Annotated in this window: 18 protein-coding genes, 1 pseudogene and 1 CRISPR repeat array; of the genes and pseudogenes, 11 read left to right on the forward strand and 8 right to left on the reverse strand. The window is 72.3% G+C overall.

All coding sequences use genetic code 11. The features are described from left to right. Positions 1 to 249: 249 nt before the first annotated feature. Complete coding sequence (locus tag ACFZAX_RS06385; protein ID WP_390960071.1) at positions 250 to 3,462, forward strand: sacsin N-terminal ATP-binding-like domain-containing protein; 3,213 nt, start codon at positions 250 to 252, stop codon at positions 3,460 to 3,462. A 38-nt stretch (positions 3,463 to 3,500) separates the two neighbouring features. Here ACFZAX_RS06385 and ACFZAX_RS06390 read toward each other — a convergent pair whose 3' ends face one another. Next, entirely contained in the window at positions 3,501 to 5,954 is a 2,454-nt protein-coding gene (locus ACFZAX_RS06390) for an HAD-IC family P-type ATPase (protein ID WP_390959646.1), read from the reverse strand. A gap of 89 nt (positions 5,955 to 6,043) precedes the next feature. After that, on the reverse strand, positions 6,044 to 6,355 hold the full coding sequence (locus ACFZAX_RS06395; RefSeq protein ID WP_390959648.1) for a DUF2530 domain-containing protein: 312 nt from the start codon (positions 6,353 to 6,355) through the stop codon (positions 6,044 to 6,046). A gap of 242 nt (positions 6,356 to 6,597) precedes the next feature. Between ACFZAX_RS06395 and ACFZAX_RS06400 the strand changes: the two genes are divergently transcribed. Further along, on the forward strand, positions 6,598 to 8,037 hold the full coding sequence (locus ACFZAX_RS06400) for a solute carrier family 23 protein (protein WP_390959650.1): 1,440 nt from the start codon (positions 6,598 to 6,600) through the stop codon (positions 8,035 to 8,037). A 54-nt stretch (positions 8,038 to 8,091) separates the two neighbouring features. Here ACFZAX_RS06400 and ACFZAX_RS06405 read toward each other — a convergent pair whose 3' ends face one another. Next, positions 8,092 to 8,304 (reverse strand): ribbon-helix-helix protein, CopG family, encoded by a 213-nt coding sequence (locus tag ACFZAX_RS06405; RefSeq protein WP_327176406.1) that lies wholly within the window; start codon positions 8,302 to 8,304, stop codon positions 8,092 to 8,094. Positions 8,305 to 8,436: 132 nt separating this feature from the next. Here ACFZAX_RS06405 and ACFZAX_RS06410 point away from each other — a divergent pair, with 132 nt between their 5' ends. The 3 genes from ACFZAX_RS06410 (at position 8,437) to thpR (ending at position 11,168) form a co-directional block, all read left to right on the forward strand. Continuing rightward, the gene (locus ACFZAX_RS06410) at positions 8,437 to 8,877 is read left to right on the forward strand and encodes a MarR family winged helix-turn-helix transcriptional regulator (RefSeq protein WP_266705725.1); all 441 of its coding nucleotides are present in this window, start codon (positions 8,437 to 8,439) and stop codon (positions 8,875 to 8,877) included. Between the two features lie 92 nt (positions 8,878 to 8,969). Further along, positions 8,970 to 10,304 (forward strand): MFS transporter, encoded by a 1,335-nt coding sequence (locus tag ACFZAX_RS06415; RefSeq protein ID WP_390959652.1) that lies wholly within the window; start codon positions 8,970 to 8,972, stop codon positions 10,302 to 10,304. A gap of 264 nt (positions 10,305 to 10,568) precedes the next feature. Continuing rightward, positions 10,569 to 11,168 carry an RNA 2',3'-cyclic phosphodiesterase gene (gene thpR, locus ACFZAX_RS06420; RefSeq protein WP_390959653.1) on the forward strand — a complete coding sequence of 200 codons (600 nt, stop codon included), beginning with the start codon at positions 10,569 to 10,571 and terminating at the stop codon, positions 11,166 to 11,168. 255 nt (positions 11,169 to 11,423) lie between these two features. Here the strand turns inward: thpR and ACFZAX_RS06425 are convergent, their stop codons facing one another. Next, on the reverse strand, positions 11,424 to 12,419 hold the full coding sequence (locus tag ACFZAX_RS06425) for an aldo/keto reductase (RefSeq protein WP_390959655.1): 996 nt from the start codon (positions 12,417 to 12,419) through the stop codon (positions 11,424 to 11,426). A gap of 173 nt (positions 12,420 to 12,592) precedes the next feature. Continuing rightward, positions 12,593 to 12,700, reverse strand: a pseudogene (locus ACFZAX_RS06430) (prolyl aminopeptidase); the annotation flags it as partial. An 83-nt stretch (positions 12,701 to 12,783) separates the two neighbouring features. On the opposite strand from ACFZAX_RS06430, the gene ACFZAX_RS06435 reads away from it, so the two are divergent. Then, positions 12,784 to 13,299 (forward strand): cupin domain-containing protein, encoded by a 516-nt coding sequence (locus tag ACFZAX_RS06435; protein ID WP_390959657.1) that lies wholly within the window; start codon positions 12,784 to 12,786, stop codon positions 13,297 to 13,299. A 30-nt stretch (positions 13,300 to 13,329) separates the two neighbouring features. Here the strand turns inward: ACFZAX_RS06435 and ACFZAX_RS06440 are convergent, their stop codons facing one another. Beyond that, a complete protein-coding gene (locus ACFZAX_RS06440; protein ID WP_390959659.1) occupies positions 13,330 to 15,318 on the reverse strand; it encodes a protein kinase in 1,989 nt (662 codons plus the stop codon). A gap of 81 nt (positions 15,319 to 15,399) precedes the next feature. Next, the gene (locus tag ACFZAX_RS06445; RefSeq protein WP_390959661.1) at positions 15,400 to 17,109 is read right to left on the reverse strand and encodes an alpha/beta-hydrolase family protein; all 1,710 of its coding nucleotides are present in this window, start codon (positions 17,107 to 17,109) and stop codon (positions 15,400 to 15,402) included. Positions 17,110 to 17,421: 312 nt separating this feature from the next. On the opposite strand from ACFZAX_RS06445, the gene ACFZAX_RS06450 reads away from it, so the two are divergent. The 4 genes from ACFZAX_RS06450 to ACFZAX_RS06465 all read left to right on the forward strand — a co-directional run bounded on the left by ACFZAX_RS06450 (position 17,422) and on the right by ACFZAX_RS06465 (position 21,397). Beyond that, a complete protein-coding gene (locus tag ACFZAX_RS06450; protein ID WP_390959663.1) occupies positions 17,422 to 18,318 on the forward strand; it encodes a type II CAAX prenyl endopeptidase Rce1 family protein in 897 nt (298 codons plus the stop codon). 89 nt (positions 18,319 to 18,407) lie between these two features. After that, positions 18,408 to 19,409: a GNAT family N-acetyltransferase gene (locus ACFZAX_RS06455; RefSeq protein ID WP_390959664.1), complete on the forward strand. Its 1,002-nt coding sequence runs from the start codon at positions 18,408 to 18,410 to the stop codon at positions 19,407 to 19,409. Positions 19,410 to 19,603: 194 nt separating this feature from the next. After that, positions 19,604 to 20,146 carry an O-acetyl-ADP-ribose deacetylase gene (locus ACFZAX_RS06460; RefSeq protein WP_390959665.1) on the forward strand — a complete coding sequence of 181 codons (543 nt, stop codon included), beginning with the start codon at positions 19,604 to 19,606 and terminating at the stop codon, positions 20,144 to 20,146. Between the two features lie 303 nt (positions 20,147 to 20,449). Continuing rightward, positions 20,450 to 21,397, forward strand: coding sequence for an EamA family transporter (locus tag ACFZAX_RS06465; protein ID WP_390959666.1), 948 nt, complete (start codon positions 20,450 to 20,452; stop codon positions 21,395 to 21,397). A 31-nt stretch (positions 21,398 to 21,428) separates the two neighbouring features. On the opposite strand, the gene ACFZAX_RS06470 is transcribed toward ACFZAX_RS06465, so the two are convergent. Then, on the reverse strand, positions 21,429 to 22,619 hold the full coding sequence (locus ACFZAX_RS06470; RefSeq protein ID WP_390959668.1) for a low temperature requirement protein A: 1,191 nt from the start codon (positions 22,617 to 22,619) through the stop codon (positions 21,429 to 21,431). Positions 22,620 to 23,102: 483 nt separating this feature from the next. Beyond that, positions 23,103 to 23,985: direct repeats of the CRISPR family, unit length 29 nt; unit sequence GTGCTCCCCGCGCGTGCGGGGATGGTCCC. Between the two features lie 203 nt (positions 23,986 to 24,188). Here ACFZAX_RS06470 and ACFZAX_RS06475 point away from each other — a divergent pair. Then, entirely contained in the window at positions 24,189 to 24,881 is a 693-nt protein-coding gene (locus ACFZAX_RS06475; protein WP_390959670.1) for a hypothetical protein, read from the forward strand. The last annotated feature ends 96 nt before the right edge of the window (positions 24,882 to 24,977 follow it).

The following is a 24,977-nucleotide window of genomic DNA, read 5'->3' on the forward strand; positions in this document are numbered from 1 at the left end:
CACGCGGTGCCGCACGCCCGCTGCGGCCCGTTCCGCCCCGCTGCGGCCCGTTCCGCCCCGCTGCGGCCTGGTTCGCCTGCTCCGGCCCGTTCCGCCTCGCTGCGGCCTGTTCCGCCTGCTCCGGCCCCGCTGCACCGGCCGTTCCCGCTCCCGTGGACCGCGCTGTCGTCCGCGCGCGGTACGTTCGGGCGCACACTGGGCGGCAACGGCCGACGGGGCAGCGGAACAGAGCGGAGTCGAAGCGTGAGCATGAAGGCGACCGAGGGGGCCGATCCGTTCGGGACGGCACGGCTGCGGCGCGGCGTGCTCGACGCCTGGGGGGCCGGGCCCGCCCGGTTCCGCGAGGACGCCAACGCCGAGGAGGACCTCGCGCTCGGCGGGTACCGCGACCGCCTCGTCGTGGAGCTCGCGCAGAACGCGGCCGACGCCGCCGCCCGCGCGGGGGTGCCCGGCAGGCTCCGCCTCACCCTGCACCCCGGCGGGGACGGCACGCCCACCGTGCTGGCCGCCGCCAACACCGGCGCCCCGCTCGACGCCACCGGCGTCGAATCCCTCTCCACCCTGCGGGCCTCCGCCAAGCGCGAGGGCCACGAGACGTCCGTGGGCCGCTTCGGCGTCGGCTTCGCCGCCGTCCTCGCGGTGAGCGACGAGCCCGCCGTCCTCGGCCGCCACGGCGGAGTCCGCTGGTCCCTCGCCGAGGCCCGCCTCCTCGCGGAGGGCGCGGCCGTCGGCAGCCCCGGACTCGGCGACGAACTCCGCCGCCGGGACGGCCACGTACCGCTGCTGCGCCTCCCGCTGCCCGCCGAGGGTGCCGCGCCCGAGGGGTACGACACCGTGGTGGTGCTGCCGTTGCGCGACGGCACAGCCGAAGACCTGGTGGAGCGGCTGCTCGGCTCCGTCGACGACGCGCTCCTCCTCACCCTGGCCGGACTCGACGAGATCGTCATCGAAACCCCGTCCGGTGTACGGACGTTGAGGCGATCCGCGCACGGCCCGTACATCCACGTCGAGGACTCGGCGCACGGCGTCAACCGCTGGCGCACCGTCTTCCACCACGGGCCCGTCGAGCCCGCGCTGCTTGCCGACCGGCCGGTCGAGGAGCGGCTGCGCCCGCACTGGTCGGTCACCTGGGCGGTCCCGGTGAACGAGGACGGCTCGCCCCGCCGCCCCGCCACCGCCCCCGTGGTGCACGCCCCGACGCCCACCGACGAACCGCTCGGCGTGCCCGCCCTGCTCATCGCTTCGCTGCCGCTGGACCCCACCCGCCGGCACCCCGCGCCCGGCCCGCTCACCGACTTCCTGGTGGAACGCGCCGCCGACGCCTACGCCGAACTCCTCGCCGACTGGCACCCCGTCTCCACCGGCACCCTCGACCTGGTGCCCGGACCGCTCGGCCGGGGCGCGCTGGACGGGGCGCTGCGCGGTGCGATCCTCCAGCGGCTGCCCCGGGTCGCGTTCCTGGCCCCGGCCGCGCCCGCCGACCCGGCCGCCGCGGTCACCGAGCGCTGGGCCGCCGAGGACTGGGCGGAGCCGGAGGCCCCGGACGCCGTACGCCACCGGGACTCCGCCGCGCTGCGACCCGTGGAGGCCGAGATCGTGGAGGGCGCCGGGGCCGAGACCGTACGGGTGCTCGCCGAGGTCCTGCCGTGCCTGCTCCCCGCCGGGCTGGAGCGCCGCGCCGAACTGCGCACCCTGGGCGTGGGCCGGGTCCCGCTGACCGAGGCGATCGACCGGCTCGCCGGTCTGGAGCGCGAGCCCCACTGGTGGCGGCGGTTCTACGACAGCCTCGCCGGGGTCGACCCGGACCGCCTCTCCGGGCTGCCCGTCCCGCTGGCCGGGGCGTCCGACGCCCCCGAGGGGCAGCCGCCCCGTACCACCATCGGCCCCCGCCAGGTGCTGCTCCCGCTGCCCGACGCGCTGACCGGCCCGGTGCTCGCCCGCCTCGCCCGGCTCGGCCTCAAGGTCGCCCACCCGGACGCCGCACACCCGCTCCTCGAGAAGCTCGGCGCACTGCCCGCCACGCCGCGTGCCGTGCTCACCACCCCTCAGGTGCGCGCGGCCGTCGCGGGATCGCTGGAGGCGGGCGAGATCTGGGACGAGGACGCGCTGGACGGCGACGAGCTCGTCGAGACCGTGCTCACCCTCGTACGCGAAGCCGAACTGAACCCCGGCGACGAACCCTGGCTCGGCGCCCTCGCGCTGCTCGACGAGGACGGCGAGACCGCGCCCGCCGGTGAACTCGTGCTGCCCGGCAGCGAATTCGCCGAGATCATGCGCGAGGGCGAACTCGCCCACTGCGACCAGGAACTGGCCGAGCGCTGGGGCGAGCAACCCCTCACCGCCTGCGGGGTCCTCGCCGGCTTCGCGCTCGTGCGCACCACCGACGTGGTGCTCGACCCGGACGAACTGGAGCCCCGGGACGGCGACTTCGCCGAACCCGACGACGCCGGGCTGCTGGACGCCGTCGACGTCTGGTGCGAGGACCTGCTCGACCAGCTCCCCGACACCCCGGTACCGCCGGTGGCCACCGAGATCGTCGCCGTACGCGACCTCGACCTCGTCGCCGACGACGCCTGGCCGCAGGCGCTCGCCATGCTCTCCCGGCCGCCGCTCCGCGACGCCCTGACCCAGCCCGTCCGGGTGCTGCTCCCGGACGGTACGACCCGCTCGGTGCGCCCGTACACCGCCTGGTGGCTGCGCGACCACCCGGTGCTGGACGGCCGCCGCCCGGCCGGTGTCCGCGCCGCGGGCGGCGACCCGCTGCTGGCCGGCCTCTACGACGCGGTGGACGCCACCGGCTTCGACGACGCGCAGGTGCTCCGCGCCCTCGGGGTGCGCACCACGGTCGACGCCCTCCTCGACGAGCCGGGCGGGGCCGCCGAACTGCTGGGCCGCCTCGCCGACGAGGACCGGCCGGTGACCGCCGTACAACTGCACGCGCTCTATACCGCGCTGGCCGACCTCGACCCCGAACAGGTCACTCTGCCGGACGCGTTGCGGGCCGTCGTGGACGGCGAGGTGGAGGTGGTCGACGCGGCGGACGCCGTCGTGGCCGACGCCCCCGACGTGACTCCGCTCGCCGAAGGGCTGGCGCTGCTGCCGGTCGCCCCGGCACGCGCCGCCGAACTCGCGGAGCTCTTCCAGGTCCGCCGGCTCGGCGAGACGATCGAGGCGGAGGTGGAGACCGAGGGCGAGGAGCACGAGGTGCCCGAATCCGTCCGCGTCCTGCTCGGCGACCGCACCCCCGAGACCTACGTCGAGCACGAGGAACTCCGCGCGGGCGGCGTCGAACTGGACTGGCGCCGCACCCCCGACGGCACCGTGCACGCCTCGACCCTGGAAGGCGTGGCGGCCGGACTCGCCTGGGCGGCGGGCCAGTGGCCCCGCCGATTCGAGGTCGCGGCCCTCCTGGAGGACCCGTCCCGTACGGAGGAGCTGGCCCGGGACCGCTGGTTCGACTGACCCCCCCCCGGTGCCTGGTGGGCCCGCGGTCGCGGGGCTCACGCCCCGAAACGGCGGCCCACCAGGCGCCAGACGTACTCCAGCAGCACCGAGGCCGCCGCCGCGACGGCCACCGCCGCCCACGGCATGGTGGTGCCCACCAGCTTCAGCGCGAAGAAGTGCTGGAGCCACGGCACCGCGAGGACGATCAGGAACGCCGCCCCCATCGAGGCCACCAGCAGGATTCGCCACCAGGTGTACGGGCGGGCGATGATCGCGAGCACCCACATCGACACCAGGAACAACGTCAGCGTCGCCGCGCTGGTCTCCGCGTCGAGGGCCCCGGGCCCGGAGTAATGGCTCCCCGCCAGCATGTACGTGAGGAAGGTCGCCGCCCCCGCGATGACCCCGGACGGGATCGCGTACCGCATCACCCGGCGGACGAAGTACGGCTGGGCCCGCTCCTTGTTCGGCGCGAGCGCCAGGAAGAACGCGGGGACGCCGATCGTCAGCGTCGAGAGCAGCGTCAGGTGCCGGGGGAGGAACGGGTACTCCACCTGGAAGCAGACCACCAGGATCGCAAGCAGCACCGAGTAGACCGTCTTCGTCAGGAACAGGGTGGCGACCCGGGTGATGTTCCCGATCACCCGGCGGCCCTCGGCGACCACCGAGGGCAGGGTCGCGAAGCTGTTGTCCAGCAGCACGATCTGCGCCACCGCCCGGGTCGCCTCCGACCCCGAGCCCATCGAGACCCCGATGTCGGCGTCCTTCAGAGCCAGCACGTCGTTGACGCCGTCGCCGGTCATCGCGACCGTGTGGCCGCGCGACTGGAGCGCCGCGACCATGTTCCGCTTCTGCTGCGGGGTGACCCGGCCGAAGACCGTGTTCTCCTCCATCGCGGTCGCCATCGCGTCCCGGTCCTCCGGCATCCGCCGGGCGTCCAGCGTGTGCTCGGCGCCCGGCAGCCCGAGCTTCCCGGCCACCGCTCCCACCGAGACGGCGTTGTCCCCGGAGATCACCTTCGCGGCGACCCGCTGGTCCGCGAAGTAGCGCAGCGTGTCACCGGCGTCCGGCCGCAGCCGCTGCTCCAGCACGACGAGCGCGGTGGGTACGGACCCGGCGGCGGCGTCCGGCCCGTCCAGGCCGCCCCGCGCCCGGGAGAGCAGCAGCACCCGCAGCCCCTGCCGGTTCAGCTCCTCGATCGAGGCCAGCTCGGGGGCGCCGTCGGGGAGCAGCACGTCGGGCGCGCCCAGCAGCCAGGCGGAGTCGGAGGAGCCGGCGGACCCGCCGTCGGTGTCGTCGGTGGAACCGTCCTCGCGGAAGGCGGCGCCGCTGTACTTGCGGGCCGAGGAGAACGGCAGGGTGTCGGTCACCCGCCAGCCTCCCGGGTCGGGGTGGGCGTCCACGATCGCCTGGAGGCTGGCGTTCGGCCGGGGGTCCGAGCCGCCGAGGGCGCCGAGCACCCGGGACACGTAGGCCCCGTCGGCGGAGCCCAGCGGCCGGACCTCGGTCACGTCCATGCCGCCCTCGGTGAGGGTGCCGGTCTTGTCGAGGCAGACGACGTCGACCCGGGCCAGCCCCTCGATGGCGGGCAGCTCCTGGACGAGGCACTGCTTGCGGCCGAGCCGGATGACGCCGATCGCGAAGGCGACCGAGGTCAGCAGCACCAGCCCCTCGGGGATCATCGGCACGATGCCGCCGGCGCTCCGGGCCACCGACTCCTTGAAGTCGTTCTCCTTGACGACCAGCTGGCTGACGACGAGCCCGATCGCGGTCGGGATCATCATCCAGGTCACGTACTTCAGGATCGTGGAGATGCCGCTGCGCAGCTCGGACTGGACGAGGGTGAACCGGGACGCCTCCTCCGCGAGCTGGGCCGCGTACGCCTCGCGCCCGACCTTCGTCGCGGTGAACGCGCCACCGCCCGCGACGACGAAGCTGCCCGACATCACCGGGTCGCCCGCGCGCTTGAGCACGGGGTCGGCCTCGCCGGTGAGGAGGGACTCGTCGATCTCCAGGTTGTCGGCCTCGCCGACCGTGCCGTCCACCACGACCTTGTCGCCCGGACCCAGCTCGATCAGGTCGCCGAGGACGATCGCGGAGGTGGAGATCGCGGCGGCGGTCCCGTCGCGCCGCACGGTGGGTTTCGCCTCGCCGATGACGGCGAGGCCGTCCAGGGTCTTCTTGGCCCGCCACTCCTGGACGATGCCGATGCCGGTGTTGGCGATGATCACGAAGCCGAAGAGACTGTCCTGGATCGGCGCGACCGCCAGCATGATCACCCAGAGCACGCCGATGATCAGGTTGAACCGGGTGAAGACGTTGGCGCGGACGATCTCGGTGACCGAGCGCGAGGAGCGGACGGGCACGTCGTTGACCTCGCCGCGCGCGACCCGCTCCGCCACCTCGGCGGTGGAGAGCCCCCGGGGGTCGTACGGCGGGGGCGCGGCCTCGTCGGAGGGGGAGCGATCGGGGGGCTGCCCCCCGGAGGTGTCGATGGCCCGCTGCGTCATGGTTCAGACGGTACGGGCGGAACGCCGGGCCAGCCCGGTGGAACGGGGCTGGACAGGGGGCCCTGGGCCGTGTCCGGCAGGGGGAGCGGTCAGCCGGTGGTGCCCGGCGCGTCCGGACCGGCGTCGCGCGCCGCCGCGGCGGCGTCGGCCTCGCGGGCGGCGGCGTGGCGCTTGATGGCGGCGTCCCGGCCGCGTACGTACCAGATGCCGATCAGTCCGAGTCCGGCCCCGGCGAGGCAGGTCCACACCCACCAGAGGTGGCCGTGGTCGTCGAACCAGCCGTAGAAGGGGAGCTGCACGAGGAAGAGGACGAACCAGAGGATCGTGCCGCCGGTGATGGTGGCGACGACGGGGCCCTCCAGGGGCTCGGGCGCCTCGTGCTTCGGTGTCCACTTCTCCATGGCCTCAGTCTATGGGCCACCCGGTCGGGTGCCGTGACGCAGGCCGGACGCTTGTAGGGGCCGGGTACATAAGTGCGCCGGGCCCTGATGCCGCATGGGTCTACGCGCGGAGATAGCGATCTTCGCCTTATGTATTCATACTTAATCCGTTCGGGAATGGCGTGATTTGTTCGTGTAAAAGTCCAAAGACGGCCTACTTTCCCCACCTTGTTCATGGCTCCTACGTACGTCTGAGGTCATACATGTCCGGCACGGCCACCGCAGAGGTCGACCCCAGCCCGCCCCAGGGCGGGCTCGACCGTTTTTTCAAGATCTCCGAGCGGGGTTCCACGGTCGCCCGTGAGATCCGCGGCGGATTCGCCACGTTCTTCGCGATGGCGTACATCATCGTGCTCAACCCGATCATCCTCGGCAGCGCCAAGGACATGTACGGGCACCAGCTCGACGGCGGCCAGCTGGTCACCGCCACCGTGCTCACCGCCGCGTTCACCACGCTCCTGATGGGTGTCATCGGCAACGTGCCGATCGCGCTCGCCGCCGGTCTCGGCGTCAACACCGTCGTCGCCCTCCAGCTCGCCCCGCGTATGAGCTGGGCGGACGCGATGGGCATGGTCGTCCTCGCGGGCATCGTCGTGATGCTCCTCGTCGCCACCGGGCTCCGGGAGCGCGTGATGAACGCCGTGCCCACCTCGCTCCGCAAGGGCATCTCGATGGGTATCGGACTCTTCGTCCTGCTCGTCGGCCTGGTGGACTCCGGGTTCGTCTCGCGCATCCCCGACCTCGCCCAGACCACCGTCCCGCTCCAGCTCGGCAGCGGCGGTCACCTGCACGGCTGGCCGGTCCTCATCTTCGTGCTGGGCGTGCTGCTCACCCTCGGGCTCATCGTCCGCAAGGTGCCGGGCGCCATCCTGATCTCGATCGTCGCCATGACGATCCTCGCGCTGATCATCAACGCGGCCGTGGACCTGCCGGCCGGCGCCTGGGGCCTCACCGTCCCGGAGTGGCCGGGCAACCCGGTCGCCTCGCCCGACTTCGGGCTGCTCGGCGACTTCAGCCTCTTCGGCGGCTTCTCCAAGGTCGGCGTGCTGACCGGCATCCTGTTCGTCTTCACCGTGCTGCTGTCCTGCTTCTTCGACGCGATGGGCACCATCCTCGGCGTCGGCGACGAGGCGAAGCTGACCGACGCGAACGGCAACTTCCCCGGCATCAACAAGGTGCTGTTCGTCGACGGCATCGCCGTCGCCGCGGGCGGCGCGACCTCCTCCTCGGCCTCCACCTGCTTCGTGGAGTCCACCGCGGGTGTCGGTGAAGGGGCGCGTACCGGTCTCGCGAGCGTGGTCAGCGGCCTGCTCTTCACGGTGGCGCTGTTCCTGACCCCCCTGGCGACCATGGTCCCCTCGCAGGCCGCCACCCCGGCGCTGGTCGCGGTCGGGTTCCTGATCGTCGCGAGCTCGGTCCGGGGCGTCGACTGGAGCGACTTCACCCTCGCCATCCCGGCGTTCCTCGCCATGGTGATGATGCCGTTCACCTACTCGATCACCAACGGCATCGGCATCGGCTTCATCGCCTTCAGCGCGATGCGGCTGGCGGCGGGCCGGGGCCGGGAGGTGCCGGTGGCCATGTACGTGGTGTCGGCCGTCTTCGTCTTCTACTACGCGATGCCGGCCCTCGGCCTCACCTGATCCCGCCCGGCCGACCGGATCACCGGCCCCGCCCCCCTTCCTCCGGGCGCCCGGTCACGTGATCCGGTCCACCGGGTCCTGCCGGCCCTGGGGCCCGTAGAACTTCTCCGTCTCGTCGACCGCCGACTTGAAGCGTTCGTCGAAGTCGTCGCGAATGAGCGTCCGGACCACATAGTCCTGGACGCTCATTCCGCGTTTTGCGGCGTGCTGCCGGAGCCGGTCGAGCAGCTCACCGTCGATCCGCAGGCTGAGCACTGTCGATCCCATGCCAAGCAGGGTCGCCGCCCCGGCGCGCTTTTGGTGTGACTTTCCGCGCCTGACTCACTCGTTCGGGTGAGGAGATTCTCGCGCGTACCACCGATTGGTCTTTAGTTAAAGTAATGAGTTACTCTAAGGACCATGCCTGACCTGATCCACGACGGCGACAGTGCCGCCGCCGTGAGCTCCCTCCGCTCCGCCGTGATGCTGCTCGGCCGACGCCTGAAACACCAGCGCGTCGACGAGTCGCTGAGCCCCACCGAGATGTCGGTGCTCGGCACCCTCGCCCGCTGCGGCTCGGCCACCCCCGGTGAGCTGGCCCGCAAGGAGCACGTCCAGCCTCCCTCGATGACTCGCATCGTCGCGCTGCTGGAGGCCAAGGGACTGGTCAGTCTCGAACCGCACCCCGATGACCGTCGCCAGAAGAGGGTCAGCCAGACCGAGCAGGCCGAGGCCATGCTCAGTGAGAGCCGCACCAAGCGGAACGCCTGGCTGGCCGGACTCGCCGAGGGCCTGGACGAGGACGAGTGGGAGAAGCTCAGGGTCGCCGCACCCGTGCTCGAGAAGCTCGCCCACCTGTGACACCCCGGGCCGGCCGGACCACGGCCGCCGCGCCCGACGCCACCGTTCCCGTCACCTGCCAGCATTCACCCACGCCGAGGAGGCGAACCCTTTTGAGTACGGGATCCGGAGCAGACTCCGCCCCCGCACCGACCGCCACCCACGACAGCTCGACCGGCGGGACCTTCTCGTCGCTGAAGATCCGCAACTACCGCCTGTTCGCCACGGGCGCCGTGATCTCCAACACCGGTACCTGGATGTCCCGCATCACGCAGGACTGGCTGGTCCTCAGCCTCACCGGGTCCGCCGCGGCCGTCGGTATCACCACGGCCCTCCAGTTCCTCCCGATGCTGCTCTTCGGCCTGTACGGCGGCGTGGTCGCCGACCGCTTCCCGAAGCGCAAGCTCCTGCTCGTCAGCCAGACGCTGCTCGGCCTCTGCGGCGTGCTCCTGGCCACCCTGACCCTCGCGGGCCTCGTACAGGTCTGGCACGTCTACCTGATCGCGTTCCTGCTCGGCATGGTCACGGTCGTGGACAACCCGGCCCGCCAGTCCTTCGTCTCCGAGATGGTCGGCCCGAAGCAGCTCCGCAACGCCGTCAGCCTGAACTCCGCGAACTTCCAGTCCGCCCGCCTCATCGGCCCCGCCATCGCGGGTGTCCTGATCACCACGGTCGGCAGCGGCTGGGCCTTCATGTTCAACGGCCTGTCCTTCATCGCTCCCCTCGTCGGCCTGCTGATGATGCGGACGAGCGAGCTCCACCAGACGGTGATCGTCCCCCGCGCCAAGGGCCAGCTCCGCGAGGGGCTGCGGTACGTGAAGGGGCGGCCGGAGCTGATCTGGCCCATCGCGCTGGTCGGCTTCGTCGGAACCTTCGGATTCAACTTCCCGATCTGGCTCACCGCCTACGCCGACGAGATCTTCCACGGCGGCGCCGGCATGTACTCCTTCTTCAACATCCTGATGGCCTGCGGCTCCCTCATAGGAGCCCTGCTGGCCGCCCGACGCCGCTCCTCGCGGCTGCGGATGGTCGTCGCGGCGGGCACCCTCTTCGGGCTGCTGGAGGTCGCCGCCTCGCTCTCGCCGGCCGTCTGGATCTTCGCGGTGCTGCTGGTGCCGATCGGGATGCTCGGCATGACGACCAACATCAGCGCCAACACCAGCGTCCAGATGGCCGCCGACCCGGCCATGCGCGGCCGGGTGATGAGCCTCTACATGATGGTCTTCGCCGGCGGTACGCCCGTCGGGGCCCCGATCGTGGGCTGGATCAGCGACACGTACGGCCCCCGCACGGGCTTCGCGTTCGGCGGCGGCATATCGCTGCTCGCCGCCCTGGCCATCGGCTTCGTCCTGGCCCGCCTCGGCGGCCTGAGGGTGAAGGTGGACCTCCGCCCGGGGCGCCCTCACGTCCGCTTCGTCCCGCGCGAACAGCTGGCGACGGCGGCGTAGATCGAGCGATCGCTGACACCGTTCCGCCCTCCTTCCCGCGCGCGGGGGAAGGAGGGCGGAACGGTTTTTCGCGCCTGGTTCCCTGCGTTCGCGCCCGGTTCTCCGCGGGTCGTCGTTCCGCCGTCCAGCCGCGGGGGAAAACCTCCGTCCCCAGCACGGTCATCGTGGCACTCCTCCCCGGCAGCCTCCTGCGTCGGGGCAGCCACGCCGTACGACGCCGCGTACGGCCTCCCGGGTACGCGGGCAACTGCGAGACTCGCCCGCATGAGCAGCCAGCGAGCCGCCACCGGCAGCCGACACCAACGCCTCTTCGCCGCCGTCCTGCCGCCCCCTCCCGCCGTCGAGGAACTGCGGACCACCGTCGCCCCGCTGCACGCGCTGCCGGGGGCGGGGAGCCTGCGGTGGAGCGGGACGGAGGGGTGGCACTTCACGCTCGCCTTCTACGGGGAGGTGGACGAGGCGCTGCTGCCGGAGCTGTACGAGCGGCTGGAGCGCGCCGCCCACCGGAGCGAGCCGTTCCCGCTGCGGGTGCACGGCGGCGGCCGGTTCGGCGGGCGGGTGCTGTGGGCCGGGGCGGCGGGCGGGCTGGACGCGCTGCGGCTGCTCGCGGAACGCGCCCACGCCGCCGCCCGCCGGGCGGGTGTCCCGATGGAGGAGCACCACCGCTACGCGCCCCACCTCACGCTCGCGCGCAGCCGCACGGACGTGGACCTGCACCCGTTCACCAGCGCGCTGGAGGGGTTCGAGGGGGCGGCCTGGGAGGCGGACACGCTGAGCCTGGTCCGCAGCCGTCTGCCGGTCTCCGGGGTGCCCGGGGAGCAGCCGCGGTACGAGGTGGTGCGGGCCTGGCCGCTGGGGCGGTGAGCGGGGCGGGTCGGCCGGCGGGTGACCGGGGCGGGTGACGGGGGAGGCCGGTGGGGCGGTTAACCTCGTCGGGTGGATCCGAAGACCAGAAACCGCATCATGGCCACCGTTCTCGTGCTGATGTTCGTCGTCGTCGCCGTGGCGGCGGCCGTGGGCAACTGACGACACCGGGGCGCCCTTCCGCGAGCGCCTGCCGGGCTCCCCGTCTCCCCGACGGCTGACCGCCGGCCGGGGAGACGCACCGGGCCTGCCGGACTACCAGGCGAAGCTCTCCGGGGACGGGCCCGGGCCGGGGAAGATCTCCTCCAGCGAGGCCAGCACCTCCTCGGACAGCTCCAGCTCCACCGCGCGCAGCGCGGAGTCGAGCTGCTCGCGGGTACGCGGGCCCGAGATCGGGCCGGTGATACCCGGGCGGGTCAGCAGCCACGCCAGGCCGACCTCGCCGGGCTCAAGACCGTGCTTGTCGAGCAGGTCCTCGTACGCCTGGATCCGGGCGCGCACCTTCGGGTCCGCGAGGCCGTCGGCGGAGCGGCCGGTGGTGGACCGGGCGCCGCCGCCCTCGCGCTCCTTGCGCAGCGCGCCGCTCAGCAGCCCGCCCTGCAGGGGGGACCAGGGGATGACGCCGAGGCCGTACTCCTGGGCGGCCGGGATGACCTCCATCTCGGCGTCGCGGGCCATCAGGTTGTACAGGCACTGCTCACTGACCAGGCCGAACGAGCCGAGGCGCTTGGCCGTCTCGTTCGCCTGGGCGATCTTGTAGCCGGCGAAGTTGGACGAGCCCGCGTACAGGATCTTGCCCTGCTGGATCAGTACGTCGATGGCCTGCCAGATCTCCTCGGCCGGGGTGGACCGGTCGACGTGGTGGAACTGGTACAGGTCGATGTGGTCCGTCTGGAGCCGCTTGAGGCTGGCGTCGACGGCCCGGCGGATGTTGAGCGCGGAGAGCTTGTCGTGATTGGGCCACGCCTCGCCGTCCGGGCCCATGTTCCCGTAGACCTTGGTGGCGAGGACGACCTTGTCGCGGCGGTCGCCGCCCTGGGCGAACCAGGTGCCGAGGATCTCCTCGGTGCGGCCCTTGTTCTCGCCCCAGCCGTAGACGTTGGCGGTGTCGAAGAAGTTGACGCCCGCGTCGAGCGCGGCGTCCATGAGCGAGTGACTGTCGGGTTCGTTGGTCTGCGGGCCGAAGTTCATCGTCCCGAGAACGAGGCGGCTGACCTTGAGGCCCGTGCGTCCGAGCTGCGTGTACTTCATGACTCCCCACCCAACGCCTTCGAGTGCGCTCGAAGCAAGGGGACTCGGTGGCCTTTCGGCCGGATCATTCCGGGCTCGCCCCGCTCCCCGATCCAGCCTGGTCCCGAGGAAGGCCCTGGCCGGTCACTCGGGCTTGCCCGCGAACCGGTCCAGCGCGGGCTTCCCTCCGGGCCGGGGTTGCCGCAGACCTCCCAGTGGACGAGGTTGCCGTCGCCGACGTCGAGCAGGCCCTGGTCGTACGGCTCGACGGGCGGGTAACTCGCGCCGGGTTCGCGGTGCATGGGACTCCTTGTCGTGACGGGAAAGGGCAGCCTAGGAGTGGGAGAGGGCAGCCGGGCGACCCGTTCCGCGTACGCTCGGATGCGTGACCGCCGTGCCCCGTAACCTCGCCGTACTCGCCGACGCCCTCGCCCAGGCGGGCCCGGACGGCCGGGGCGCGCTCTGGCGACTCGCCGAGCAGGGGCGGGAGCTGGACGCCAATCTGGTACGGCTGCCGCCGGACGCGGAGGTCGGCGGGCACCAGGAGAACACCCTCGACGTGCTCCTCGTCGTGCTCGCGGGCAGCGGTGTGATCGTCACCGGGGACACCGCGCTGCCGCTCACGCCGACCACGGTCACCTGGCTGCCCCGCACCTCCCGCCGGGCCGTCCAGGCCGGACCCGAGGGCCTGGCGTACCTCACCGTCCACCGCCGCCGCCCCGGCCTGACGGTCGCGCCCGCACCGCCCGGGACCGTCGCCCGGGAACCCGAAGGCGGCGAGCCCGAAGGCGGCGAGGCCCCGTGCGCGCTGGACCGGGTCTGCCCGGGGTGCGGGCGTCTCGCGGAGGGGCGGGCGCCGAAGTTCTGCGCCGAGTGCGGGGAGCGGCTGGGCGGGCGGTGAGCGGGGACTCCGCTAGTGCCGGCGGGTGCTTCAGGCGTCCCCGCACTCGGTCAGCTTCGGCCGGTTCGGCGCGGACTCGTTGGCCATCAGCTTCGCCAGGTGATCGGTGTACAGGTCCTCCCACTCAGGGCTGTTCACGATCTCCCGCAGCGCCTCGCACACCTCCTTCTTCAGCTCGGGCTCGCCCGGCACCATCGCCACGCCGTACCCCTCGGCGCCGCCCGCGTTGCTGATCTGCTGGAGCTTGTCCGGGTCCTGTCCGACATAGCCGGCGAGGATGATGTCGTCGGTGGACACGGCGGAGATCCCGCTCCTGTCGTCCAACAGGTAGTCCACGCACAGCTGGTACGAACTCTGCCGCTTCGTGAGGTTGTACCCGGCCTCCGCCAGCCACCCCTCGTACGTCGAGCCCCGCACCGTACAGACCTGGGCCTTGTCGTTGATCAGGTCGGCGGCATCGGTGTACGCCGGCTTCTTGTCCTTGCGTACGAGGAAGCTGCGCAGCGCCGTGTAGTACGGCCCCGCGAAGACGATCCCCTGCTGCTTGCGTTCCGGGGTGATGCTGTAGCTCGCTATCACCAGATCGACACGTCCCGCGGAGAGCATCGACGCCCGGTTCTCGCTGTTCACCGGCACGAAGCGGATGTCCTTCGGCGCGTAGCCCATACGCCGCGCGATCCGGGAGGCGAGGTCTATGTCGTACCCGGCGTAGGAACCGTCCGGCTGCCGCTGGCTCAGTCCGGGCTGGTCGTCCTTGACGCCGATCTTCAGCTCGGCGTGCCCCTGCTTGTACGTGGGCGCGTGCGCGGCTTCCTGCTGCCAGGTCAGCCAGCCGCCACCGGCCAGCAGCGCCGCACAGCCGACCGCCGCCGCACCCAGCACGGTGCGCCGACGGCGGGGCTTCGGCGCCCGGCCGGCACCCTCCTCGGAGTCTCCGGCGCTGTCGTCGTCGTGCGGGGGGAGCCGGAGGGGCTGGTTCTGGCGGTGGGTCGGCGGGTCGAGCGCCGGGGGGTCGCTGGTGACGGCCATCAGCATCGCCTCGGTCTCCCGGGCGGACGGCCGTTCCTCCGGGTCCTTCCGCAGCAGCGCCCGGATCACGGGGGCGAGCGGGCCGGCGTGCTCCATCGCGGGCAGCGGCTGCTCGTACACGGCGATGAAGACCTCGTACGAGCTGAGGCCGTTGAAGGGGGCGTGGCCCTCGACCATCTCGAAGAGCGTCACCCCCAGCGACCACAGGTCGGACGCCGAGGTGCCCGGCTTCGGCAGCGCCTCGCCGCCCCGGTGGACCAGCTCGGGCGCCAGGTACTTCGGCGTGCCGATGATCTCCTGCGACTTGGTCAGCTGGACGGCGCCCTCGAACGTGGCGATCCCGAAGTCCATCAGCAGAGCGCGGCCGTTGGGCCGGAAGAGGATGTTGTGCGGCTTGACGTCCCGGTGCAGCACCCCCGCCTCGTGCACCGCGCGCAGTCCGCGCAGCACCTGGAGGGCGATCCGGGCCGCCTGGGCCACCGGAAGCCGGCGCTGCTCGCGCAACAGGTCCGCCAGGGACCGGGCGTTGAGCAGCTCCATCACGATCCAAACCTGGTTACCGGCCTCGATCACGTCGTGCACGGCCACCACGTTCTGGTGCCCGATCCGGGCGATGGCCTGCGCCTCGCGCCGCGCCCGCTCGACCCACTGCGCCTGCGTCTCGGGCTCCACGGCACCCCGGTAGAGCAGCCCCTTGACCGCGACCCGCCGCCCCAGGCGTCGGTCCAGCGCCTCCCAGACGACGCCCATCCCGCCCCGGCCCAACTGGCGTTGGAGCTCGTAGCGGTCGGCGATCACCATGTGCGGCCGGAGCTCGGGCTCCGGTTCGGTGGCGTCCCCGAGAGGCTCGGGCGCGCCCGCGGGGTGCCCGTCCGCCGGGTGCGGGTCTGCGGGATGCGCGTCTGCGGGACGGGCGTTTGCGGGACGGGCGTTTGCGGGATCGCCGTCGAAGCCCCCTTCCGGCTCGTCGGCCGTTCCCTCGCTGTGCATGCGACCCCCTGTGCACTACATGGAAGCAACAGGGTAGACGGTCCGTCAGCGCGTGATCGTGCGCACCGACTTGCGGTTCTGTCACGCTTCGGTGGGTGGTGGGGGCATCGACTCGTCGGCCCTCACCCCTCCTTGTTCTCCTTCTCCCCGCTTCTCCTGCTCCTTCGGCTCCTCCTGCTCCTTCCGCTCCTCCTGCTCCTCCTGTTTCCGTTCCAGCGTCTCTTCGAGGCGGGCGGTGTCGTCCCCGGTCCACCCGGGCGGCCGGGTCACAGCGGCCCAGGCCGCGACCGGGAGGGTGCCGAACCGGTGCCCGTACCCCACCGGGACGGAGTCGGACACCGCGAGATCGCAGGTCACCTGCCAGAAGGTGACGAGCGGGTACCACCGCATCCCGGGCGAGACGTCCGGCGCCTTCGGCCCCACGAGCCACTGCGGCCGAGACGTCAGCAGATCGGGGGACCACCACGTCACCGGGTCGGAACCGTTCTGGAGGTACACGATCCGGGGCGCGTCCCAGGCGGCGCCGGCCGGCCGGTCGAAATCGGGCTCGCGGCGGGCGTACCGCACGGTGCGCCCGTCCCGGTAGACCGGCAGCCAGAGCGGACTTCCCCGGTCGCGGGCCGTGCCGAGCTTCTCCCACATCGGGTTCCGCAGCGTCGGCCCGACCAGCAGAGCGCCGTCGCTGCGGGCGGTCATCCGCGCGAGCCCGCCGTCGAACGCCCCCTCGGTGGCGTACGAACCGAGGGACTCGCCGGACACCAGCAGCCGGGGGCGTCCGTCCGGAGGCAGCGCCGACCAGTGGTCGTACACGGCGTCGAAGAGCGCGGAACCGGCCACGGCGGCCTCGCTCTCGGTGAGGAACGAGAGCCAGCTCGGCAGATACGAGTACTGGAGGGCCACCTCCGCGCTGTCCCCGCCGTACATGTACTCCAGCGGCTTGGCGAGGCTCTCGTTGACCCAGCCGCTCCCCGTCGTGCCGAACACCACCAGCACCTTCCGACGAAAGGCGCCGGTCCGCTCCAGTTCCCGTACGGCGAGGTCCGCGCGGCCCCGCAGGGTCGGAGAGGACTCCAGCCCGACGTACACCCGGACCGGGTCCGTCGCCGGGGCGCCGGTGAACGCGGAGACCTCCGCCCGGGTGGACGCCTGACCGACGAAGTCCCGGCCGTTCTTGCCCAGCGAGGACCAGCTCTCCAGCGACGACGGACTGCCCGAGAGCGTCGGCAGCAGCGGGCGGGCGATGCCCTTGCTGGTCGAGCCGTTCGTCAGAGACGCGCTGCTCTCGACCAGGTCCACCAGCCCGCGCAGCAGGAAACCCTGGACCACCCCCACCACCACGACCACCGCCACCGCGGCCGCCACCATCAGCGCCCACGGCCGGGGCACCAGCCGCTCCAGCGGACGCGCCAGGGTCCGCGTACCCAGCCGTACGGACCGGGCCAGCGCCACCAGCAGCCCGCAGAGCAACAGCGCCACGAAGGGCACCAGCGCCCACTGCCACCACACCACCCCCGGCTCCATGTCGACCGCCCGCCGCGCGTCGCCCTGCCAGTGCACGCTCCGTGCGGTCACCGCGACGACCGCCGCGCCCCCCAGAGACACGAGCATCAGCCACGCCCACCGGCGCGTAGCCCCGCCCGGCCGCACCCCGCAGCGCCGCGCGAACCACCCGAGGATCGCCCCCACGCCGTAACCGGCCGCCGCGGTGACCCCGGCCGCCAACGACTGGACCAGCCACGAGCGGGGGATGAGCGAGGGCGTGAACGAGGCGGCGTAGAAGAGCACCGCCACCAGGACCCCCGTCCAACCCGGCCGCCGCCGCACCACCGGGCGCCGCACGAGACGCGCGGCCGGGCGGAGCCGGTCTCCTGCGCGGGGCGACCTGGTCGATCCTGTGGGCCCTGTCGGCCCTGTCGGCCCTGTCGGTCCTGTCGGTCCTGTCGGTCCTGTTGATCCGGTCGGATCGTGCGGTCCGGTCGATCCGCCACTGTCGGTCATGGGGCCTCCCGGGTCGCTTCGGCCGCAGTCACCCGGCCGCTCCAGAGGCACGCTAGGCGGAACGTTGGGCCACCGGTCGACGACACCCTGTGACGGTGGCTATCCATGGGCGGCGGTGGTGGGGTGCTCCTGCTGCTCCTGCTGCCCCTGCTGCCCCTGCTGCTCGTGCACGAGTTGCCCGGGCAGGGGGCGGCGCCGAGAGTGGACGCACGTACGGACGCGTACGGAGAGGAACAGGGAGCGGGAGTGGGCGAGGGCGCGGGAGGCGGCATGACCGAGGGGCGGCGGCTTGCCCCGAGGCTTCCCGTGAACGGGGCGATCGCGCTGACCATCGCCGTCCTGGTCGCCACCAACCTCGTCAACCACGTCTTCCTGCACGGCTGGGGCCTGGTCGTCTCCCTGGCCGTCACCGCGGTCCTGCTCGGTGTGTGGAAGTGGTCCGGCGGCACCTGGCCCGAGGCAGGCCTCGGGTGGGGCACCTGGGCGCGGGGCGCCCGCTGGGCCGCCGTACTCATCGGTCTGGTCGGACTCGTTTACGTGGTCGGCGCGCTGCTCCCCGCTACTCGCGACCTCTTCGAGGACCAGCGCAACAGCGGCCTCTCCGGCGCCGAGGTCGCCTGGCGCATGCTGATCCAGGTCCCCGTCGGCACCGTGCTGCTGGAGGAGGTCGCGTTCCGCGGCGTGCTGTACGGGCTCCTCGTACGCGCCCGGGGCACGGTCACCGCCACCGTCGTCTCCTCCGCCCTCTTCGGGATGTGGCACATCCTCCCGTCGCTGCACCTGGCCACCGACAAACCCGCGCTCGCCGGCATCTTCGGCACCTCCTCCGCCGGAACCGTGATCGCGGCGGTCGTCGCCGACATCGGCGCGGTGCTCTTCACCGCCGCCTCCGGAGTCCTCTTCTGCGAGCTCCGCCGACGCAGCGGCAGCCTGCTTCCGCCGATGGGGCTTCACTGGGCGACCAACGCGCTGGGGTACCTGACGGGATTCCTGCTGCGGTAAGCCGGTCATGCCGTTGCGGGTGTCGGCTTGCCCGGGTACGTTTCCCCGGCCCGCTCATGCCACGGGGGACGTACTCGACGGAGGCTCCCTTGCCCCTGCGCATCACACCGCTCGCCGAGCCGGACCACGGTCGGTCCTCGGGATCGTCGTCTGGCCCGCCCATCGGATCGCCCTCCGGATCGTCCTCGTACCGCCTCGTCTGGCTCGCGGAGGAAGTGCCGGGCGGTGGTGGCGGCCCGGCGGCCGTCGATCCTCCCGGGTACCCGGTGGGATCGGCGTACCTGCGGCTCTCCACCGCACCGGGCCGGGACCACCTCGCCGAACTGGACCTCGCCGTGCACCCGGCAGTCCGCCGCACCGGCATCGGAACCCGCCTGCTCGACGCGGCCCTCGCGGGCGCCCGGGCCGAGGGCCGACGCACGGTGACGGCCCAGGTGGCGGTGGCGGGCGGGGCCGAGGCGGGGCAGGAGGGCGGCGGCGTGGCGGTGGACTTCCTGACGGGCCGCGGCTTCCGGGTGGTCCTCACCCTGACCTTCGCCCGTCTCGCGACGGCCGACGCCGACCCGGTCGCCCTCGCCGCCCTGGCCGCCGAGCCCCACCCGGAGTACCGCCTGACCTCCTGGAGCGGAACCGTCCCCGACGAGCTGGCCGAGACGTTCGCCGGGTCGCGCCGGGCGATGGACGACATGCCGATGGACGAGATGGACCACGGTACGGAGACCTGGGACGTGGACCGGGTACGAGCCGTCGCCCGCGCCGTCGAACAGCGCGGCGAACTCCTGCACACGGTCGCCGCCGTCAGCGAGGCGGACGGCACGATCGTCGGATTCACCGAACTGGTCGTCCCCGGCGGCGGTACGGGCGAGGGCCTGCACTATGGAACCGGCGTCCTGCCCGCCCACCGGGGACGCGGCCTGGCCCGCTGGATGAAGGCCGAGTCGATTCGTACCGCCCTGACTGCTCACCCCGCCCTCACCGGCCTGGTGACCGACACGGCCGACGGCAACGCCCCGATGCGCGCGGTGAACGACGCGCTCGGGTACGTACCGACGCACCGGTCGGTCCTCCTCCAGCGGGAGTTGGGGGACTGAGAGGCCTACGTCAGCTGCGTCAGCTGCATCAGCTGTGGGTGAGGGCGCGGCGCAGGGTCGCCACCACGTCGAGGTGCGGGAAGCTCCGGCCGATCGTGCTCCCCGCGCGCGGGGATGGCCCCCGGCTTGCCGCCCGCCGTTCGTGACCGCGCATCCGCGTTGCCCGCTCCGGCCCGCCGCCCCAGGATGGCCCCATGACGACGCAGCCGACCATCGAGCTCGTACACGGCGACATCACCGAGCAGCACGCCGACGCCCTCGTGAACGCCGCCAACTCCTCGCTGCTCGGCGGTGGCGGGGTGGACGGGGCCATCCACCGCAAGGGCGGCCCCGCGATTCTGGATGCCTGCCGTGACCTGCGCGCTTCCCGGTACGGCAAGGGGCTGCCGACCGGGCAGGCGGTGGCGACGACTGCCGGGCGGTTGCACGCGGACCACGTGATCCACACCGTGGGCCCGGTCTGGTCACGGGAGGAGGACCGTTCCGAGCTGCTGGTGTCCTGCTACCGCGAGTCCCTCCGGGTGGCCGCCGAACTGGGCGCGCGCTCCGTGGTGTTCCCGGCGGTCTCGACCGGCATCTACGGTTGGCCGATGGACGACGGCGCACGTATCGCCCTGCGTACGGTCCGCGAGGAGGCCCGGGTCCCGGTCGCCGAGGTGCGCTTCGTCCTCTTCGACGAGGACGCGTACGACTGCTTCGAGCGGGCGCTCGCGGAGCTGGAGCGCCCCTCCCCGTAGGCCAGGCCGTTCCGGGGGACGAGGTTCCCGTGTCGGGGGTGGCGGGAACCGGCGCCCCTTACGGATGAGTACCTGACGTCCCCCTTCCGCGTCCCACCTGCGGAGTGAGGGAGCCGGCGAGGGGCGCGCGTCGGGGCGGGAGGTGGTGAATACCGCCACATGTGCGGGGACGCTTGTGGCCGTCGTGCGGGACATCGTTGAATCTGGTGCGTCCCACTCCCTCCCCACGAGCCCTTGTCGCCGACGGCGTTGCCCGACGCGGCCTGCCGGCGGACGCTCGCCCTTCAGGAAGGAAGCTCACGGATGTTGAAGGGCTACTTGCTCATCGGGCTGTCCGCGTCCTGCTTCGGGTTCATGACCGTCTTCGCCACGTTCGCCTACCGTGACGGGCTGACCGTCGTCACGCTGCTCTTCCTCCGTTTCGCCCTCGCGGCTGCGGTCTTCCTCCCGTACGTGGTCCGCCACGCGCGCGGCAGCGGCCTTCCGAAGCGGGCGGACCTGCTGCGGCTGGTCGTGCTGGGCGGGGTGATGTACACGGCCCAGTCGGCGCTCTACTTCTCGTCCGTCAAGCACATCTCGCCCGCGCTGGCCGCCCTGTTGCTGTACGTGTACCCGGCTCTGGTGGCCGTCGTATCCGCCGCCGTGGGCCGGGACAAGCCCTCGCCGGCCATCGTCGGCTCGATTCTGGCGTCCTTCGCGGGGGTGTCACTCGTACTGGGCCGCATCGGGTCGGAGCTGAACGCCGTCGGCGTTCTGCAGGTGCTCGGTGCGGCCGGGGTCTACACCGCCTACATCATGTACGGCGACCGGGTGAGCGGCAGCGTGCACCCCGTGGTGATGACGGGCTGCGTCTCGGCGGCCGCGGCGGGCTCCTTCCTGCTGTACGGGGTGGCCACGGGGGAACTGAGGTTCGACTTCACGTTCCGGGGCTGGCTCTGGGTGCTCGCCCTGGCCCTGGTCTCCACGGTCGTGGCGATTCTCTGCTTCTTCCTCGGGATGGCCCTGATCGGTCCGACGCGCGCCTCCATCGGCAGCATGCTGGAGCCCGTGGTGGGCATCGTCGCCAGCGCGGTGCTGCTGAGCAGCGGGCTGACGTGGCTGCAGATCCTGGGGGCCACCCTGGTCCTGGCCGGTGCCACCGCCGGAGTCCTCTCCCGCCGCCCCGCGTCCCCCGTTACGGAGCCCGCGTCACCGCCACCGCTGCTCTCGCGCGACCACGACCCGGCCCCGCAACACCCGCAGTCCTCCTGAAGCCACGGCCCCAGCTCGGCGAGGGCCCCCGCTACGAGGTTGCCGCTCGTCGTCGTAGGACCGCCGCGTCGGAGGCGACGGTCGCGGCGACGGCCAGGCCCATGCCGAACACCGCGCCACCCAGGCCCAGTCCCAGGGCGGGGCCGGCGAAACCGAGCGCGAGGACCACGAGAGCGCCCGTCGCCACCACCACGGTGTGCTCCACGCCCCCGGTTCCGGTCATCCGGTGCAGGGCGCCGAGCAGGACCAGAACGATAGCCACCGGTACGGCGACGGCCAGCGAGGCGGTGCGCTCGGGAAGGTGCGCGTGGTGCTCGGTGGCGTCCACGGCCGCCTCCAGCCCGGCGCCGAGTGCGGCCAGTGAGGCGAAGACGCCGTAATGGGCGTACCCCCAGGTCAGGGCGGAACGCAGGGTGGGCAGGCCGATCTCACCGCCGGTGAAGTACATCCACCACAGGCCGAAGACCAGCAGCAGCCCGCCGATCGCGATCAGCAGGACGGCGGCGGACAGGCCGTGGTCCGAGACGGCGGACTGGACCGCCGCGAGCGAGGCGAGAATGACCTCGCCGAGCACGATGATGGTGAAGAGGCCGTACCGCTCGGCGATGTGCTCCGGGTGCCAACTGGTGTTGTTGCCACGGGACTCGGCCCACGCGGGTACGGCCAGTTCGACCAGCACGAGCGTTACGAAGGTAGCCGCCTGCCACGCGTCCGGCGCCCAGAGCCGGGCCACCCAGCCGAGCTGCGCCACGGCGATGCCCGACGCGTACCGCAGGGCGCAACGGCGGCCCTCCGGATGCTGCGTGGCGGCCCGCAGCCACTGCGCGATCATCGCGCTGCGCATGATGACGTACCCGATGACGACGACCGTGAAGTCCCCGTCCTGGAACGCGGCGGGCACCCCGGCGGCGAGCACCAGAACGCCCGCCATCTGCAACAGCGTCACCAGCCGGTACGGCACGTCGTCGGTGTCGTACGCGGAGGCGAACCAGGTGAAGTTCATCCAGGCCCACCAGATGGCGAAGAACACCGCCGCGTACCCGGCGAGCCCCGAGCCCACGTGATCCTCGGCCAGCGCGTGGTGGAGCTGCGCGGCGGCCTGCGAGACCGCGACCACGAACGTCAGGTCGAAGAGCAGCTCCAGGGGAGTCGACGCCCGGTGCTCCTCGTCGGGGTCCCGTGCCCGCATCGTCCGCAGCAGGGGGACTGTGCGTTCCACCATGGCCGTTGCTCCTGTCGTCGGTTGTGTGGGTGGTGGGTGTGGGGGAGTGCGCGTGCCGTACGTACGTACGTACGTACGTACGTGTACGTGGTGCGTGGCTGTGGTGCGGGGTGATGCTGCCGTGCTTTGCCGTGGTTCATCCTCGCTCGGAGGTACCGGGATGCGTCGCGGGGACGCGGGCTCAGCCAGGACCGTGCACGAGACGAACGGAACTGCGCGCTCACGGGCAAGCGGGCGGGGGTGGGTTCGGTGTACGCGGGTGGCTGGGTGGGTGAGGTGGAAGCTGTCGTGGGTGACGTTCGGGCGCGTGGGCCGGTGCTGGAGTCGAGGGCCCGGAGTCGGCTGACGGGGCGTCTTCGGGCGTGATGAACTGGGTTCGAGCAGAAGGCGATAGAAGTGGCAGGTGTTTTGTCGGAAAGGTCCGAGTCGGCGAAGTTGGCTCAGGAGGCCACTTTCTCCGGAAGAACCCGCAGGTCAGGAAGAGTGCTCCCCGCGCGTGCGGGGATGGTCCCTGGACCGACCCGTACGGCTACTGCTGGCCGAGGTGCTCCCCGCGCGTGCGGGGATGGTCCCTACGACGACCTCTCCTGCCAGCGCACCATCGGGTGCTCCCCGCGCGTGCGGGGATGGTCCCGCGAGGGCGTCCTGCGCCTGGTACAGCTCGGCGTGCTCCCCGCGCGTGCGGGGATGGTCCCGGGATCGGGGCGGCCCACACCATTTCGTCGACGTGCTCCCCGCGCGTGCGGGGATGGTCCCTTGGTGCGGGCCGAGCATCCGCGACGACCACTGTGCTCCCCGCGCGTGCGGGGATGGTCCCGAGACGATGCGCGGAAGAACGAACATTCCGAGGTGCTCCCCGCGCGTGCGGGGATGGTCCCCGGCCTATGACGCGATCAGCAAAGCCACCAAGGTGCTCCCCGCGCGTGCGGGGATGGTCCCCGTGTTTGTCGGCCCCGAGCGCGACACCCTCAGTGCTCCCCGCGCGTGCGGGGATGGTCCCCGGCCGAGGTCCGGGGTGACACGGACCGTAGCGTGCTCCCCGCGCGTGCGGGGATGGTCCCCCGATCCGGTCACCAGCCGGGCCACCGCTCTGGTGCTCCCCGCGCGTGCGGGGATGGTCCCGAATAGCGATGTAGAGAAGGAGATCCGGACTTGTGCTCCCCGCGCGTGCGGGGATGGTCCCCCGGAGCCCACTGCGTTCAGCATCGAGTGGGCGTGCTCCCCGCGCGTGCGGGGATGGTCCCGCCTGGCCGATCCCGAGGCGACGGCCCGCCGCGTGCTCCCCGCGCGTGCGGGGATGGTCCCCATACCTAGATACGGTCCAACAAGCGGGCACGGTGCTCCCCGCGCGTGCGGGGACGGCCCCACCAACAAGCGGTGGGAGTCGCAACCGCAGCACAGCTCATCCGACGGCTCGCTCCCGGGACAGAGCAGTTGGAGGGCCCCGCGGTAGCTGCTCGTAGTGGCCGGATGTTCCCCCGGTGACCAACGGGCCTCTTGGGCTGGGCAATCTCCCAAGAAATTCTTCGTACGCATGCGCGTCGAACGTTGACACGAAACACTGGCCGGGTGATCTCTTCCGATGCCCTCGTGCCCTCCCCGGACATCCGTGCCCACTTCGTCGACCGGCTCAACTCGGTTCTGCGACGACCGGGGATGTGGGGGGACGAGATGATCCTTCGGGTGATGTGTCAGGACCTCCTTTACGTGGAGGGCCGCCCGGGGTTGTGGCATCAGCAGCAGACGGCCTGGGAGGTGTCGGGCGCTTGGTCGGCGAACGGGGCGAAGGGGGCCTTCGCGCGGCATCTGCACGGTGACGGCCCGGCGGACGCGGTGGTTTCGCTCTACGGGGAGTTCGCGCACCGGGCCGGCTGGCTCCGGGCGGTGCGGGTGCTGGACGAGGGGGAGTACGCCCGGCTGCGGGCGACGGCGTCGGAGTGGGTGGGGCGGGAGGACCGTGGGTGGTCTGACGTGGCGGCGGAGTTCGGGCCGCCGTCGGTGAGGTTCGGTGGGTCGAGCCCCCGGTTCGGGAAGACCCTCGGTTACGTCAGCGCGGACCCGGCCGACCCGATGGTCTGCTTCCACCTCTGGAACGGCAATCGGCTCGACTCGCTGTGCGGTTGGACCGCCGAGCACGCGGAGCCGGTGGTGCTCGCCGTACGCGTCGGTGGTGCCGGTACCTTCCGTGACTCGTTCACGTACACCCCGGAGGGCGAGCGTCGGCGGTCGTGCCACCGCGAGCTCTCGCGTCAACTGGATTGATACGGGCGAGGGCGGGCGGTGAGCGACGGACGAGGCGGCGGCCTGGACGCTCTACGCCTTGACGTACTTCACCCCCGGCCTCACGCAGGAGGAGCA

Source organism: Streptomyces sp. NPDC008125, assembly GCF_042957125.1.
GTDB lineage: Bacteria > Actinomycetota > Actinomycetes > Streptomycetales > Streptomycetaceae > Streptomyces.